The organism is Micromonospora humi, assembly GCF_900090105.1.
In the GTDB taxonomy this organism is placed as follows: Bacteria; Actinomycetota; Actinomycetes; order Mycobacteriales; family Micromonosporaceae; genus Micromonospora; species Micromonospora humi.
Genome location: NZ_FMDM01000004.1, coordinates 363,268 through 378,974, shown reverse-complemented (window position 1 = coordinate 378,974; position 15,707 = coordinate 363,268). Strand labels below are relative to the sequence as shown.

General features: G+C 72.8%; 15 protein-coding genes and 1 tRNA gene. 7 read left to right on the top strand and 9 right to left on the bottom strand.

The window, feature by feature from the left end:
* Positions 1–9 precede the first annotated feature (9 nt).
* The 3 genes from GA0070213_RS10075 to GA0070213_RS10065 all read left to right on the top strand — a co-directional run bounded on the left by GA0070213_RS10075 (position 10) and on the right by GA0070213_RS10065 (position 1,929).
* Complete coding sequence (locus GA0070213_RS10075) at positions 10–648, top strand: GNAT family N-acetyltransferase (RefSeq protein WP_091061223.1); 639 nt, start codon at positions 10–12, stop codon at positions 646–648.
* Between the two features lie 179 nt (positions 649–827).
* Entirely contained in the window at positions 828–1,610 is a 783-nt protein-coding gene (sepX, locus tag GA0070213_RS10070) for a divisome protein SepX/GlpR (protein WP_175441276.1), read from the top strand.
* Between the two features lie 245 nt (positions 1,611–1,855).
* A tRNA-Ala gene (locus tag GA0070213_RS10065) sits at positions 1,856–1,929 on the top strand.
* A 58-nt stretch (positions 1,930–1,987) separates the two neighbouring features.
* On the opposite strand, the gene GA0070213_RS10060 is transcribed toward GA0070213_RS10065, so the two are convergent.
* A complete protein-coding gene (locus tag GA0070213_RS10060; RefSeq protein ID WP_091061216.1) occupies positions 1,988–2,683 on the bottom strand; it encodes a proteasome protein in 696 nt (231 codons plus the stop codon).
* Positions 2,684–2,877: 194 nt separating this feature from the next.
* On the opposite strand from GA0070213_RS10060, the gene GA0070213_RS10055 reads away from it, so the two are divergent.
* Positions 2,878–4,992, top strand: coding sequence for a cellulase family glycosylhydrolase (locus tag GA0070213_RS10055; protein WP_091061212.1), 2,115 nt, complete (start codon positions 2,878–2,880; stop codon positions 4,990–4,992).
* 218 nt (positions 4,993–5,210) lie between these two features.
* Complete coding sequence (locus tag GA0070213_RS10050; protein WP_139128650.1) at positions 5,211–5,762, top strand: hypothetical protein; 552 nt, start codon at positions 5,211–5,213, stop codon at positions 5,760–5,762.
* Positions 5,763–5,784: 22 nt separating this feature from the next.
* Here GA0070213_RS10050 and GA0070213_RS10045 read toward each other — a convergent pair whose 3' ends face one another.
* From GA0070213_RS10045 to GA0070213_RS10025, 5 genes are all read right to left on the bottom strand, one after another.
* Positions 5,785–6,243, bottom strand: a complete 459-nt coding sequence (locus GA0070213_RS10045) for a DUF1579 family protein (protein WP_091061204.1) — start codon at positions 6,241–6,243, stop codon at positions 5,785–5,787.
* 54 nt (positions 6,244–6,297) lie between these two features.
* Positions 6,298–6,921, bottom strand: coding sequence for a G5 domain-containing protein (locus GA0070213_RS31835; protein WP_217628603.1), 624 nt, complete (start codon positions 6,919–6,921; stop codon positions 6,298–6,300).
* A 362-nt stretch (positions 6,922–7,283) separates the two neighbouring features.
* Complete coding sequence (locus GA0070213_RS10035) at positions 7,284–8,003, bottom strand: VOC family protein (RefSeq protein WP_091061201.1); 720 nt, start codon at positions 8,001–8,003, stop codon at positions 7,284–7,286.
* 129 nt (positions 8,004–8,132) lie between these two features.
* Entirely contained in the window at positions 8,133–9,461 is a 1,329-nt protein-coding gene (locus tag GA0070213_RS10030; protein WP_091061197.1) for a DUF4352 domain-containing protein, read from the bottom strand.
* Positions 9,462–9,536: 75 nt separating this feature from the next.
* Complete coding sequence (locus tag GA0070213_RS10025) at positions 9,537–10,193, bottom strand: 4'-phosphopantetheinyl transferase family protein (RefSeq protein ID WP_091061195.1); 657 nt, start codon at positions 10,191–10,193, stop codon at positions 9,537–9,539.
* 117 nt (positions 10,194–10,310) lie between these two features.
* Here GA0070213_RS10025 and GA0070213_RS10020 point away from each other — a divergent pair, with 117 nt between their 5' ends.
* Entirely contained in the window at positions 10,311–10,580 is a 270-nt protein-coding gene (locus tag GA0070213_RS10020; protein ID WP_091061192.1) for a hypothetical protein, read from the top strand.
* Positions 10,581–10,638: 58 nt separating this feature from the next.
* Here the strand turns inward: GA0070213_RS10020 and GA0070213_RS10015 are convergent, their stop codons facing one another.
* The 3 genes from GA0070213_RS10015 to GA0070213_RS10005 form a co-directional block, all read right to left on the bottom strand.
* Positions 10,639–11,412: a peptidase gene (locus GA0070213_RS10015; RefSeq protein ID WP_091061189.1), complete on the bottom strand. Its 774-nt coding sequence runs from the start codon at positions 11,410–11,412 to the stop codon at positions 10,639–10,641.
* Between the two features lie 2 nt (positions 11,413–11,414).
* Positions 11,415–12,704: a VWA domain-containing protein gene (locus tag GA0070213_RS10010; protein WP_091061184.1), complete on the bottom strand. Its 1,290-nt coding sequence runs from the start codon at positions 12,702–12,704 to the stop codon at positions 11,415–11,417.
* A 372-nt stretch (positions 12,705–13,076) separates the two neighbouring features.
* Positions 13,077–14,669 carry a dolichyl-phosphate-mannose--protein mannosyltransferase gene (locus GA0070213_RS10005; protein ID WP_425412813.1) on the bottom strand — a complete coding sequence of 531 codons (1,593 nt, stop codon included), beginning with the start codon at positions 14,667–14,669 and terminating at the stop codon, positions 13,077–13,079.
* A 188-nt stretch (positions 14,670–14,857) separates the two neighbouring features.
* Between GA0070213_RS10005 and rsmI the strand changes: the two genes are divergently transcribed.
* A complete protein-coding gene (rsmI, locus tag GA0070213_RS10000; RefSeq protein WP_425412810.1) occupies positions 14,858–15,697 on the top strand; it encodes a 16S rRNA (cytidine(1402)-2'-O)-methyltransferase in 840 nt (279 codons plus the stop codon).
* Positions 15,698–15,707 lie beyond the last annotated feature (10 nt).

Below are 15,707 nucleotides of genomic sequence, written 5' to 3'. Positions count from 1 at the left end.
GGTTCGGTGATGTTCCGGCGGGCGCCGGGGTGGCCGGCGGTGCTGGTGGACGGTCCGGTGGTGCTGCGGCCCTACCGGCGCTCGGACGCGGTGGCCTGGTCGACGATCCGGCGGGCCAACCGGGAGTGGCTGGCCCCGTGGGAGTCGCACGTGCCGGGCGGGTGGGACGAGACGAACTCGCCGGCCGCGTTCCGCCTGGTCCACGCCGACCAGCGGAGGTCCGCGCGCACCGGCGACGGCATGCCGTTCGCGGTCTGCCTGCGCGAGGGCGGGCAGGAGCGGCTGGTCGGCCACCTCAACGTGGGCAGCATCGTGCGGCGGGCGTTCTGCTCGGGGTACGTCGGCTACTGGGTCGACTCCCGGGTGGCCGGCCGGGGTGTGATCCCCACCGCGGTGGCGCTCGCCGTGGACCACGCGTTCGGCCCCGGTGGCCTGCACCGGATCGAGGTGAACATCCGGCCGGAGAACGTCCCGTCCCGGCGGGTGGTGGAGAAGTTGGGCTTCCGCGAGGAGGCCTACCACGTGCGGTACATGCACATCGACGGCGCCTGGCGGGACCACATCGGATATGCGATGACCGGTGAGGAAGTGGCCGCCGAGGGCGGGCTGCTGGCCCGTTGGCACCGCGTACGTGACAACCGGCGTTGACCCCTTCGGGCGGTGAGCGCCCGGCGCGGCGCACGGTGAACCGGGTCGGCGGCCCGTAACCTCAAGTAACTGCAAGCTGTGGCAAGCGCTGTCCGCCCGCATGATGTGCGCCGTTAACGAGAGTCGACGGAAGAAGTTGCGGTCGTGTGGCGCTCGCCCCGAACTTGGTGACGGGAGGGGTGAGGGTGCCGACGTCGGTGCTCCTCGCCGTCCTCGCCGCCGCCGGTCTGCTCGCCTTCGCTCCGGCGCTGGTCCGCCGGTACGACGCCACCGAGCGGCTGGTGGCGGAGCGGGCGCAGTCGACGGCGCGGGTGCTCCAGCGCGAGCGTCGTCGCCGCACCGTGCCCGGACGACGCCCGCTGCACCCGCCGCGCGCGCTTGTCGTCACCTTGAGTGAGAATTCCGACACGGGCGGTCTCGACCGGCCGGTCTCCGCCCCGCCGGTCCGGCGGCGCTCCGGCCGACTCCGGCCCGTTTCGGCGATCCCGGCGCAGTCCCGCCGACGGCACCCGCCCCGGCGTCGGCACACCCCGGCGGTCTACCGCCGCCGCCGGGTGCTCGCCGCGCTGCTCCTGCTCAACCTGGTCGAGTTGGTCGGCGTGATGCTCGTCGGTCCCGGGTTCTGGATCAGCGTCTCGGTCACCGGCGCGCTGCTCGTCGCGTACGTCGTACACCTGCGGCAGCGGGCCCTGGCCGAGCGCCGGCGGCGGCGCGCGGACGCCCGGGAGGCGGCCTGGTTGGCGGCCCGCCAGGCCGAGGTGCGCCGCGAGCAGGCCCGGCGCGCGGCGGCCCGGCGGGAGGCGCAGCGCCGGCTGGCCGCCCAGCGGGAGGCGGTCCGGCGTACCGCGATGGGCCTGGACCGGCCGGCGGACCTGCCGCCGGCCGCCAGCGGCGGTTCGGTCTCCTACCGGCGGGCCGGCGGCCTGCGCGGCCGCCCCTACCAGTCCGGCCGGGGCGCCTGACCCCCCGGCCCTCCCCCTCCCCGCCTCCCGCTTGCGTCGATCTTGGACTTGTGGCGCCAAGGTTGCCCCATTGGCGACTCGTCGGAGGTGCCACAACTCCAAGATCGACGAGAAGGGCGAGCTGAGACCCGCTGCCGTGGGGGCGTGGGGCGGGGTGGTTCGCGTGGTGGGGGCGGGACCTGTTAGCCTTGGCGCCGGCCCGCCCGGTGAAAGCCGGGTGGGACCTGCGCCGGTTCGCCGGCGGAGGGGCTGTGGCGCAGACTGGTAGCGCACCTCGTTCGCATCGAGGGGGTCAGGGGTTCAAATCCCCTCAGCTCCACCCAGTTCAAAGGCCGTTTCCGCCAGGCGGAAACGGCCTTTTTCGAACGTGTGGAGCGTCAGTCGAACAGCTTGTCGAGCGCTTCCTGTTCGAGGTCGCGCCAGCGCTCGGCGTCCTTCAGTGCCTTGGCGATCTCCTTCTCGTCGAGGTGGTGGGCGCCCTCCTCGCGGATGCACGCGACGCTGAACGGCCCGCCGACCGACGGCGAGGTCCGCTCCAGCGCCTCCAGCACCCGCACCACGCCCACCACGCCGAACTCGACCGTGCGGGTGGTCATCCGGAAGTGGGACAGCAACGCGCCGGCCTGCTGGGCCATGGGCGCGCCGGAGCCGATCGCGTGGAAGCCCACGTCCTCGTAGCGGCCGATGAGCCCGTTGGGGTTGATCTCCACGATCCACGGGCCGCCCTGGCTGTAGCCGGCCGCGAGCAGGTACGCCGACACCCCGCCGCCGCTGCCCTCGCCGGGCACGTCCGGGATGTAGTTCTCGTAGTGCTTCCGGAAGACGGGTAGGACGCGCTCCTGCAGCTCGCCGCCGATGTCGGGTGCTTCGAGGATGGCGGTGGCCGAGTCCTGGAGGAGGGGGCGCAGGTCGTTGAGCACGCCCCGCGCGCCGCTGCCGCCCCAGGCGGCGCAGGAGCCCAGCGGGTGCAGCTTCTGGGCCGGGAAGCTCAGGCCGCGGTCGCTCTCGGTGATCTGGGAGTCCGCGCCGATCACCACCCCGTCGCTGCAGACAACGGCGAGTACGACGGTCATGGGGATCCTCCTGAGCAGGGGTAAGGGGTCGGGCGCGAGGTACCCGACAGCCGGTCCGCCTACACCCCCGACCTCCAGAGCATCCATCATCGCCGATTGACAATGTTTGGAATGCAAACTTATTCTCGCGCCGGGCGGGGTGCGCGCCCGCCCGACCCGTCCACGCGCACACCCCACCACCCGAAGGAACCACGATGCTCGGCTTCTTCCGTACCGCGAGGCGGGCCCGCACCCGGGTCGGTCTCGTGGCCGCCACCGCCGCGACACTCGTCGCCGGCACCGCCCTCCTGGCGACCAACGCCCAGGCGGCCGCCGGCTGCCGCGTCACCTACACGACCGCCAGCCAGTGGGCCGGTGGCTTCACCGCCGACGTCGCCGTCACCAACCTCGGCGACCCGGTGAACGGCTGGAGCCTGCGCTGGACGTTCCCGTCCGGCCAACAGGTCACCCAGGCGTGGAACGCCTCGGTCAGCTCATCCGGTGCGCAGGTCACCGCCACCAACGTCGGCTACAACGGCGCGATCGCCACCAACGGCAGCGTCTCGTTCGGCTTCAACGGCTCCTGGTCCGGCGCCAACACGGCGCCGACCTCGTTCACGCTCAACGGCGTCGCCTGCACCGGCGGCGTCGGTGGCACCACCCCGCCGCCCACCACCACCCCGCCGCCCACCACGCCGCCGCCGACCACGCCCCCGCCCACCACCCCGCCGCCGGCCGGGGACGCGATGGCCGCGGTCGCCGCCATGCAGCCCGGCTGGAACCTCGGCAACTCGTTCGACGCGGTCGGCGCGGACGAGACCGCCTGGGGCAACCCGCGGGTGACCCAGGCGCTGCTGGACAACGTGCGGGCGCAGGGCTTCAACAGCATCCGGATCCCGGTGACCTGGAGCAACCACCACGGTGGCGCCCCGAACTACACGATCGACGCCGCCTGGCTCAGCCGGGTACACGAGGTGGTCGACTGGGCCCTCGCGGACGGCTTCTACGTGGTCATCAACATCCACCACGACTCGTGGCAATGGATCAACACGATGCCCACCGACCGGACCACGGTGCTGAACCGCTACAACGCGCTCTGGACCCAGATCGCCGCCGCGTTCCGGGGCTCCTCGTCGAAGCTGGTCTTCGAGAGCGTCAACGAGCCGCAGTTCACCGGCAGCTCCGGCGACGCGCAGAACGCCACCCTGCTCAACGAGCTGAACACCTCGTTCCAGCGGATCGTCCGCCAGTCCGGCGGCAACAACGCCACCCGGCTGCTCGTGCTGCCCACCCTGCACACGTCGGCCGAGCAGGCCCGGGTCGACGAACTCGTCAGCACGTTCAACGCGCTGAACGACCCGAACCTGATCGCCACCGTCCACTTCTACGGCTACTGGCCGTTCAGCGTGAACATCGCCGGCGGCACGACGTTCGACGCCACCGTGCAGCAGGACCTGACCGACCAGTTCGACCGGGTCTACACCGCGTTCGTCACCCGGAACATCCCGGTGATCATCGGCGAGTACGGCCTGCTCGGCTTCGACCGCCACACCGGCACCATCGAGCAGGGCGAGAAGCTCAAGTTCTTCGAGTTCCTCGGCCACTACGCGCGCAGCCGGAAGCTCACCACCCAGCTCTGGGACAACGGCCAGCACTTCGACCGCACGTCCTTCGTGTGGAAGGACCCGGAGCTGTTCGCGCAGATCAGGTCGAGCTGGACCACCCGCTCCGGCACCGCGTCCCGCGACCAGGTGTACGTGCCGCGTACCGGCACGATCACCGCCAAGAGCCTGACCCTCAACCTCAACGGCACCACGTTCCAGGGGCTGCGGCAGGGCACCACCGACCTGGTCAACGGCGTCGACTACACGGTCTCCGGCAGCACCCTCACGCTCACCGCGTCGGCGCTCACCCGGCTGGTCGGCTCCCGCGCCTACGGGGTGAACGCCAACCTCCAGGCCCGCTTCTCCGCCGGCGTGCCCTGGCGGATCAGCATCGTCACGTACGACCCGCCGGTGCTCGGCAACGCCACCGGCCCCACCGGCGGGTTCAACCTGCCGGCGCAGTTCCGCGGCGACCAACTGGCCACCATGGAGGCGAAGTACGCCGACGGCAGCAACGCCGGCCCGCAGAACTGGACCCCGTTCAAGGAGTTCGACGTGACGTTCGCGCCGAACTACAGCAGCAACACGATCACCTTGAAGCCGGAGTTCTTCGCCGAGGTCAACGACGGCCAGCGGGTCACCCTGACGTTCCACTTCTGGAGCGGCACCAAGCTGACCTACTACGTCACCAAGTCCGGCGGCACCGTCACCGGCACGGTGAGCTGACGCCGGCCCGCTCTCGACGATCAGGAGGGTGGCGGCGCGCCGTGCCGCCACCCTCCTGATCACCCCCCGAGAGGACGGGAGCGCGGCCCGGTTGCTCCGTCGATCATGGATCTGTGGTGCCCGTAAATGCGGTATCTGCCATATTTCTGAGGTGCCATAACTCCTAGATCGACGCCACCGGTGGAGGCGACCCCACCCGCAGGTCACGGGGTCGGCGGGTGGTGGATCATGTCGGCATGACGGGTGAGTGTCCCGCGATCGACCTGCTGGCCGATCTGGTCGGCTGGCACGGCGCCACGTCGTACGCGCCGGACTGGCCGTCCCTGCGAAAGACCTTCGGGCGACCGTTCCCGACCGACTTCCGCTGCTACGTGGAGCGGTTTCCGCCCGGTGCCCTCGGGCTGGTCCAGGTGTTCCACCCGGAAGAAGCGGACTGGCGTGGCCATCCGACCAGCTACGTCGCGCAACTGTCGTGGCGTAACGAATCGGCGAACGTCGTCGGGCGCCGCCAGGGGCGATTCGGCACGCGATCCGGCGATCTCCTTGCCTGGGGCACGGTGAACGGTGAATTCGAGCTGTGCTGGGAGTTGACCGACCAGCCCGCCGAGACGTGGGGATGCCGGATCGTCGACATCCGGTGCGACGAGGCGGAGCACTATCCCGGTGGCATGGCCGATCTGCTGCTCGACGCGCTGAGCGGCACCGGCAGGATTCACCTGCTCGATCACCTGCGGGAGCTTCCGCCGCCCCGCTTCGAGCCCTACGCGTAGGCGGTGCGCCGGCCGGCGAGAATCAGGCCGGACGCAGGTCGGTGACCATGACCGGGTACGGGCCGGCGGGCGCGTCGGGCTCGGCCTGGTCGGCCGGGACGACGTTGTCCATCCGCATCCGCAGGTGGCCCGGCTCGACGGTGTCGAACACGATCCGCCAGGCCCAACCGCCGCCGTACTCGCCGGCCAGCTCGACCGTCCCGCCCACCGCGCCGGTCAGCGTCATCGTCGTCGGCTGCTGGTGCCACGAGTCACCCCACCAGGCGACAAGAGAACCCGGCGACTCGCCGGCGGCGATCACCACCAGGCCGTGCTGCGGGCCGTCGTCCGGATGCGCCCAGGAGTACGCCACAGTGGTCAGGTGACCGCCGGCGGCGGACGCGACGGTCAGCGTGGCCGGTGACTCGACGAGCGGGTCGGCGGGCATCATCCGGAAGCCGTTGGTGCCGGCCCAGGAACCGGTCACGTCCGCGAGAACCATCGACCCAGCATAGGTGCGCGGAGGTCGCACCACCGTCCGTACCAGATCTGTCGGTCAGTCGTCGCAACCGACTCCGTCGCCGTCCCGGTCCAGATCGTAGATGTCGCTACCGATGACGCGGACCGGGCCGGCCACGTACGCCGGACCATTGCCGCTGCCGCCAGAGCAGTCGACGTCGCTCGCGATCGGCACGCAGGCCCCGCTGTAGTTCGGATCGCACCTACGCGTCTGCTTGGTGCCGACGGAAACGACCTGCGTGACCGGCTGCCTCGTGACCACCGACCGGATCAGCTTCTTCGCGGTCTGCACCCCGTCGGTGACCGTCACCTGATACGTGAGGGTGCGAACGCCCGCGATGCCGCGGATGCGTATCTTCTTCGTCCCGCGCGGCAGGGTGGCGTCCTTCACCGTCCTGGTGGGGTAGTCGATCCTCGTGGTCGAGGAGACGGTCCTGATCTGGACCTGGGGTGGCGGGGACGCGGCCCGGCTCGACTCCGGCGTCGACGAGGCCGAAGCCGGGGCCGAGGCGGTCAGATCAACGATCGCCGGTGCGGGGGCGGCGGCCCCGACACTCTTCGTCGCCGACGTGGCCGGAGCGGCGCCCTTCTTGCCGGGGCCGGCCGGAGAGTCACTGCTCGCGCCGATCGCCACTCCGCCGCAGCAACAGAGCACCAGCACTCCGACGCCACCTCGACTGCTGCGGCGTGGGGTGCGCCGACCCGGCGGGAGTCGGTGATGGATACGTCACGCGCTTCAGTCTGCTTGCGTTCTCAACAGTTGCCAGCGGTCGACCGGAGCGCTCCGTGGCGACAGTTCGGCAACCAGCCGTGACGAAGGTGGCGGTATTCGGACCGACCGATGAGACCCGACGCCGCCCCGCCGATCAGGGGGCGACGGTTCGGCCCGAGCCACGACGGCCAGCGGTCCGGCGGAGGCCCACCCGTTCGGCCGCCACGCGGGCACCCACTCTCCCGGATCTTGGCAGTTTTCGGCCCCTGCGGGGGCCGCTTCGTACCAAGATCTTGGGGGAGTGGCGAGTTTCAGTCGGCCGGCAATGCGGCGGTCAGGTCGGCGGCGTGCTGGCGGGTGTCGGCCAGCCGCTCGTGCGACTCCGCGCCCAGCGGCACCGCCTCGGCGCGCCGCAGCAGGTCCCGCGCCGCCTCCGGTTCGTCGAGCAGCAGCGCCAGCTCCGCCCGGTAGACCAGCGCCTCCACGTGGACGGCGGGGTCGTCGGTGGCGTCCGGGCGGGCCAGCGCGCCGTCGAGAATCTTCGCGGCCTGCCGGGGGTTGCCCCGGGAGTCGGCCTGCACCACCGCGTTCCGCAGCGCCCGGGCCAGCCCGGCCGGGTCTTCGTCGGTACCGGGCGTCCTGGCCCGGGCCACGAACCGGATCCAGTTTCCGCCGGGGTCGACGATGCTGAAACCGGTGTGCCCGTCGTCGTTGCCCCGGGCCCGGGGTCGGGTCATCCGGGGCACCCCGGAGACGAGCACCTTCCCGTACGCGGCGCGCAGGCCCGCCGCGAAGGCACGGTGGATGCCGACCAGGTCGTCCACCACGACCAGGCAGCTGCCGTACGAGTCGGCCGGGTCGAACTCCGGCATGCCGAAGAAGTGCAGGTTCAGGTCCTCCCGGCGGAGCGCCAGGTAGGGGTTGGGGCGGGCCTGCCGGTACGTCACCTCGAAGCCGAGTGCCTGGTAGAAGGGTGCCACGTCGTCGAGGAGCCGGCAGGGCAGCAGGGGGATGGTGGTCTCGTTCGCCATCGTTCGAGCCTGCCGGCCGTCGGACGGCCCGTGCACATGGAAAAGGCCGAACGGCTCTCCGGGACCACCCGAACGGCGAGGGGGCCGGTCCCGGGCGGGACCGGCCCCCTCGAACGGGTCGCGCGTGGGTCAGGGCTTCCAGGACCCGGCGGTACGCAGGTTGTGCTCGTACTCGACGACGCCGCTCTTGTCCTTGACGTCGAAGATGAGCTGGCCGCTGCGCTTGGAGCCGACCGGCAGGTTGTTGCCCGACGTCATCAGCTTGCCGCAGCCGGAGAAGGCGCCGCCGATGCCACTCTCCTCGGTGCCGTCCGATCCCTTCCAGGTGAAGAAGAACGGGTTGATCGAGCCGGTGCCCTTGGTGATCTCGGCGGTCACGTCGGCGATCAGGAACATGCCGTTCTTCGGGCCGGGCATGAACTCCCGGCAGGCGGCGTCCTTGGTGCGGAAGTTGCCAACCGTGATCTCGATGGTGCCCTCGTCGTCGTTGATGATGAGCTTGTCGCCGGCCGGCATGTTGAACGTCTCGTTGTCGGTGGTGCCCGGCTGCGGCGTGGCGGACGGCGCGCCGGTGGTCGGGGCGTCGACCGGGTCGCTGTAGGTGATGCCCGGCGTGGGCAGGCTGTCGATCGCCTCCTGGGTCTTCTTCGCCCCGCTGTAGATGGCGAAGATGCCGCCGCCGCAGCAGAGCAGCAGCAGGACCGCCGCCACGATGCCGATCGTGATCCAGACGTTCTTGTTGGACTTCTTGGCCGGCGGCCCGAACGGCTGCGCCGGCGGCGGGTACGGCCCGGCCGGGTACGCGTCACCCGGCGGGTACTGCCCGGGCGGCGGATAGGGCGCGCCCGAGGTGGGCGGGTACGGCGGCTGCGCCCCGCCGGGCGGCGGGTAGCCACCGGCCTGCGGGTACTCGCCACCCGGGGGCGGGTACGAGCCGCCTGCGGGCGGGTACGCGCCACCCGGCGGCGGGTAGGAGCCGGCCTGCGGGTACGAACCGCCCGGCGGCGGGTAGCCACCGGCCTGCGGGTACTCGCCTCCCGGCTGCGGCTGGCCGCTGCCCGGCGGCGGATACGGCGCGCCCGAGGTGGGCGGTGCCGGCGGGAAGGCCGCCGTGGACGGTGCCGGCGGGAACGCCTCGGTGGGTGGCGCCGGGTAGGGCGTGCCCGAGGTCGGCGGTGCCGGCGGGAACGCCTCGGTCGGCGGCGCGGGCGGGAACGCCTCGGTGGGTGGCGCCGGGTCGGGCGTGCCCGAGGTGGGCGCCTGCGGCGTACCGGAGGCGGGAGCCCCGGAGGTCGGCTGCTGCGGTGCGCCCGAGATGGGCTGCGTGTCCGCGGCGGGCGGCGCCCAAGGGCTGCCGGAGGCCGGCGGCATCGGCGCGGTGGGGAACGCCTCTGTCGGCGGTTCCTGCGGCTGCTGGTTCGGGTCCTGCGACCCGGACGGAGGCTGAGGGTTGCTCACCGTACTCCTTGGGCACCTTCGGGATTTTCAGTCGGAACGACGGTACAAGCCGGGGGCAACCCGGCCGTCAGGCCCTCACCGGTGTGCCAGGACGGCGGCGGTGCGCACCAGGCCGTCGTCCACCGCGAACCGTCCGGTCACCGACGGCGGCGGATCGGACACCGGAGCGGCGGCGAGCCGGGCCGGGGAGATCTCCGCGTGGAACGTGCCCGCGTCGGGGTCGAGCGTGACCCGGGCGTCCGGGAAACCCAGCCAGGTGCCGACGAGCGGGTACCAGACCTTGTAGACGGTCTCCTTGGCGCTGAACAGCACGGTCGGCCAGGGCGGACCGGCCGGCAGCCGGGCCAGGTCCGCCTCCTCGTCGGGCCGGCACACCTTCCGGCGTACCCCCTCGGAGAGTGGGCGGTGCCGCTCGGCGTCGATGCCGACCGCGCGCAGGTCGGCGGCGCGGGCGACGGCGGCCGCGCAGTAGCCGTCGGTGTGGGTGATCGCTCCGACCACGCCGGCCGGCCAGACCGGGGCGCGGTCGGCGCCGGCGGGCACCGGCGTGACCGGCAGGCCGAGCGTGGCGAGGGCCCGACGGGCACACGCCCGGCCGGCGGTGAAGTCGCGGCGGCGGCTGGGCACGGCCCGGTCGCCCAGCGCGGCCTGCTCGGCCGGCAGGAGCTGGCCGGACCAGTCGGCCGGGCCCGCCACCGCCACGGCGACGGCGGGTGGCAACAGGTCACGCACGAGCGTCGGTGGGTGACGGGAACACGCGGTGACCGTACCGTAACGCCGGAGCGCACTGTGGCGCTGAAGGAACGTTGCGGGGGGAGGCAGCGTAGAGATCGATGGAAGGAGTGGCCGATGACCCCCGGTGTGGAGGCGTCGGAACCACGGTCCGGCGAGCACGTCCCCGTGACGCCCGACTGGACCTGCGGCTCGTGCGGCGACGACTGGCCCTGCGCCACGAAACGCCGGCACCTGCTGATCGAGTACCAGGTGGACCGGGCGTCGCTGAGCGTCTATCTCGGTTCGTGCCTGGCGGCCGCCACGCACGACCTGCGTACCGCGCCGGTCACCGCGTTGCAGGACCGGTTCATCGGCTGGGTGCCGCGCGGTCCGCGACCGGTCTGAGCCGCGGCGCTTCCGGTGGCCGCCGCGTCGGGTTCACGGCGGCCACCGGTCGCGGCTCTCAGCGGCGGCGGGGGCGCCGGGTGAGGGCGAAGCCGGCGACGCCGGCCACGGCGGCGAGCACGCCGCCCACGCCGGTCCAGACCCAGCGCGAACCGGCCTCGGGCAACCAGCCGGTCAGGTCGGTCTCCTCCGCGGCGACCGGTTCGGGCGTCGGCTCGGCGGCCAGCACCGTCCCGGCCCGCGTGTTCGGCACCAGCGGCGCCGCCAGCTCACCGTCGTCGCCGGACGCACCGCCGGAGTCGGTGGCGCCGACCACCAGGTCCACGTCGATCGGCGCGCCCAGGTCGGGCTCGGGCAGGTCGGTGACGGAGAGCCGGACGTAGTAGGCGCCTGGTAGCGGGTCACCCGACCACGGCTCGGCCCACGGCCGCACCCGGCGCAGCGTGCAACCGAGCGTCACGCTGGTGGCGGCCGGCTCCGCGGTCGGTGTCTGCGCGCCGGCCGTGCAGGCCTGCCGGCGGCGCAGACCGTCGAAGACGTCGACGGTCCAGGTGGACGCGCCGGAGCGCGGCTTTCCGAAGGTGACGGTGACGCCGACCTCGTGCACCTGCCCGGCGTCGGCGCGGAACGACCAGTAGAGGTGGTCGCCGGTGGAGGCGCCCACCCGCACCGGCTGGCCGGCGTCGATGGTGGTGGCGGTGAGGAACGAGGTGCCGGCCTTGGCCACGGTGGTCGCGCCCGGTGACGGGCTCGGTGCGGCGAGGGCCGCGGCCGGGGCGAGGGCGAGGCCGGTGGCGGCCGTTGCCGCCACGAAGCGGATCAGGGTACGCATCCTCAGTTCTCCCTCCAGGTGGCGACCCACCAGCGGGTGAGCAGCCCGGCGACCAGCCCGGTGAGGAGGCCGGCCAGGGTGAGCAGGAGCAGCAGGGCCCAGCCGCGGCCGAGGTCCGGCCCGTCCGGCGCGGGGGAGGCGGCGACCACGTCCACGGTCAGCTCCACCGGCATGCCCGGCTCGGCCCGGGTGCCCGGGCGGGCCGCGAACGAGTTGCTGACCACCAGGCAGACGGTCCGGGCGGCCTGCGTACCGCTGGGGGTCGGTTCGGGGGTGGCCGCTTCCTCCTCCTCGGCGGCCGACCAGCGCAGGCCGGCCGACACCACGTCGGTACGCCCGCTGCCGGCGTCGACGCCGCGGACCAGTTCCCGCCCGTCCGGCGCGGTGGCGCGCAGCAGCACGCCGTAGTCGGGGTTCACCGGCCGGTCCAGCGCCACGCTCACCGACGCGCGCAGCTCCTGACCGGGGCGTACCGGCACCCGGTACCAGCGGTGCTCGGAGAACGTCTCCCGGTCGGTGTAGACGCCGGGCGCGAGCAGCGGAGCGCCGTCGCAGGCCGCCGTGCCGCCGACCACCGCCGGGGTGGCCGTGTACGTGTCGCGGGCCCGGTCGACCAACTGCTTGATCCGGCCGGTCAGCTCCTCGGCGCTCTGCGCCGCGGTGTAGGTGCCGCCGGTGGCGCCGGCGATGCAGAGCAACTGCCGGCGTACCTTCTCGTCGGGGGCGAGGCCGAGCGTGTCGACCACCAGCCGGGTGCCCTGGGCGGCGAGTTCGCGGGCCACCTCGCACGGGTCGGGCGGGGCGCAGGTGTCCTCACCGTCGGTGATCAGCACGATCCGGCGGGCGGTGCTGCCGGTGCCCAGATCCTGCGCGGCGGACCGCAGCGCCAGCCCGACCGGGGTGAACCCGGTGGGGCGCAGGCCGGCGACGGCGGCCTTGGCCTGGGCCCGGTCGACCGGCCCGACCGGCACGATCTGCTGGGTGTCGCGGCAGCCCTGCTTCTTGTCCTTGCCCCGGTAGGTCGCGCCGAGCACGCGGATGCCGAGCTGTGTCTCGTCCGGGAGCCCGTCGACCACCTCGTTGAACGCCTGCTGCGCGACGGAGATCCGGCTGCGCCCGTCGATGTCGCGGGCCCGCATCGAGCCGCTGACGTCGAGAACCAGCTCGACCTTGGGTGGTTCGGCGGCGGGTTCGGTGGTCTCGTCGTCGGCCCCGGCGGGGCTCGGACCGATCAGCGCGGTCGCCGCCAGCAGTCCGAACAGGACGGCCGTCGATCGTCTCTTGTTGATCACCGGGCGAAGTGTAATGAGATCCACTTTGGAAGATCATCCGGGTCGGGGTCCGCCCGGCCGCGTCGGCGGCGGCCCGGCGGCGGCGATGTCGAACTCGTTATGTTCCGGCGGGATGACCCACCGTTAGATGCCCGACGTAAACCTTTCGGGGGGTGGCGCGTCGGTCGGAAATCTGACTCGGCTGCACCCGTTGTGCGGCTGGCGCGCTGTGGCTAAGCTCTGTCTTGCACGCCCCAATCGCCCGCTTCCCCCGTGGCAGGCGATCGGGGCGTGCTTTTTCGTGGCTCGGTCCGTCGATGCGGCCCGACGCGGTGATCGCAACCGAATTACGGCCCGGTGGGAACTTCCCACCGGGCCGTCGCGCTCGCCCGCTCAGATCCAGCGGCCGTCCAGCCACATCCGGGCGGACCAGTCCGCGTACGGCAGGATCTTCCCCACGAAGATCGGATAGAAGTAGCCGAAGCAGAGCGCGACCAGCAGCACATAGGCGCCGGCGATGATGCCGCCGACCAGGCGACGGTCGTTGACCTGCTCGGCGGTCGGCGGTGCGGCGCTCGGAGCGACCGGCGCGGGCGTCACGATCGCACCGAGCACATAGACCACCGCGAGCACCAGGAACGGCACCGCCGGCGCGGCGTAGAAGGAGAACATCGTCCGGCCGTCGAGGGCGAACCAGAACCAGGGCAGCAGGCCGGCGGCGGCACTCAGCAGGATCGCCCCGGCGCGCCAGTCCCGCCGGGCCAGGCCGAGCCAGGCCGTCGCGGCCAGCGCCGGCAGGAACGACCACCACAGCAGCGGAGTGCCCAGCAGCAGCACCTCGGAGGCGCAGCTCGACGCACCGCAGCTGCCGTCACCGTTGTAGGCGAACGCGACCGGCCGGCCCAGCAGCAGCCACTGCCACGGCCAGGACTGGTACTTGTGCGGGTCGTCGAGCTGGGTGTGGAAGCCGTACGCGGCCTTGTGGTATTCCCAGAGGTTGATCAGCGGGCCGACGAACGGTGTGTCGCTCAGGCCCGGAACGTTCGGGTAGCGGCTGGCCAGGCGGTAGTAGCCCTCGTCGCTGAGCAACCAGCCCGACCAGGTGGCCACGTAGGTGACCACCATCAGCACGCCGGCCGCGAGCAGCCAGGGCAACTCGTCGAGCAGGGCGTCGCGCCACGGCCGGCGGACGCCGGAGGAGCGGCGGACGCCGACCTCCCAGAGCAGCACCAGCAACGCGAACGCCGGCACGAAGTAGACCCCGCTCCACTTCACCGAGCAGGCACACCCGAGCAGGACCCCGGCGGCCAGCCGCCACCACGGCCAGTTCCGCCAGCCCGACGGCGGCCGGCCGGCACGCCCCGGCGTCGTCGGGTCGAGCCCGTCCGCCAACGCCCGGGCCCAGCGCCGCCGCCGGGCGTCCCGGTCGAGCACCAGCGCGCCGAACGCGGCCAGCACGAACAGCAGCAGGAAGATGTCGAGGATCGCCGTGCGGGACAGCACCAGGTGGAAGCCGTCCAGCGCGAGCAGCAGGCCGGCCGCGCAGCCGAGCGTGGTGGAGCGGAACATCCGCCGGCCGATGCGCACCAGCAGCAGCACCGACAGCGTGCCGCACACCGCCGCGCCGAAGCGCCAGCCGAACTCCGGCGCGGTGGTCATCAGGTGCCCGGGCACCGACACGTTGGTCTCGGCGTCCTGGTAGCCGAAGGCCCACTCGCCGATCCCGATCAACCACTTGCCCAGCGGCGGGTGGACCACGTAGGACGGGCCGTTGTCCTTGTAGTTCCACTCGACGCCGCGGTCGATCAGCCCGTAGGCGTCCTTGGCGTAGTAGGTCTCGTCGAAGATCTTGCCGGACGGGTGACCGAGCCCGACGAAGCGCAGGATCGCGGCGATCGCCACCACCACGGCGGTGGCCAGCCACGCCTGCCCCCGGCCGAGGTGGTCGTCGACGGTGGCGAGTCGCCGCCGGACCGCGGCCGGGATCCCACCACCACCGCCGCCACCGCCGCCCTCGTCGTCCGGCGAGCCGGCGGCCCGGTCGGTGGTGGAGGGCTCCTGTGCTGTCGACGCACTCGTCACCCGGCGATCGTAGGCTGCGAGGGTGCCCGGTGGCGTCCGTCGTCCCCGAAATTGGTACGACCATCGATGAGGGAGCGCACACCGTGGGGGAAATGTCCGAGGTAGGGCGGTTGGTGCTGCTCGGTGCGCCGCTGGGCAACCCGGCCGACGCGTCCGCCCGGTTCCGTGAGGTGCTCGCCGCCGCCGACGTGGTCGCCGCCGAGGACACCCGCCGGCTCACCCGGCTCGCCCGCGACCTCGACCTCACCGTCCCCGGCCGGATCGTCTCCTACTTCGAGGGCAACGAGGAACGGCGCACCCCGGAGCTGGCCGAGGTGCTCACCGCCGGCTACACGGTCGCCCTGGTCACCGACGGCGGCATGCCGAGCGTCTCCGACCCCGGCTACCGCCTGGTCCGGGCCGCGCTGGAGGCCGGCGTCCCGGTCACCGCGGCGCCCGGGCCGAGCGCGGTCACCACCGCCCTGGCGCTGAGCGGGCTGCCCTGCGACCGGTTCTGCTTCGAGGGCTTCCTGCCCCGTACCCCGGGCGCCCGTCGCTCCCGGCTGCGCGCGCTCGCCGGCGAGGAGCGCACGCTGGTGCTGTTCGAGGCGACGCACCGCATCGGCGGCGCCCTGGCCGATCTGGCCGAGGCGTTCGGCCCGGACCGGCCCGCCGCGCTCTGCCGGGAGCTGACCAAGACCTACGAGGAGGTGGTCCGCCGCCCGCTGGGCGAGCTGGCCGAGTGGGCCGCCGAGAACGAGGTGCGCGGCGAGATCACGCTGGTCGTGGCCGGCGCGCCGGCGACGCCCGCGGCCCGCCCCGACGACGAGACGCTGCGCGCCGCGGTCGCCGAACGCGAGTCGTCCGGGATGTCCCGCCGGGACGCGATCACCGAGGTCGCGACCGCGTACGGGCTGCGCCGCCGCGAGGTCTACGCCGTGGTCCACCGCTGAGGTGTGCAAG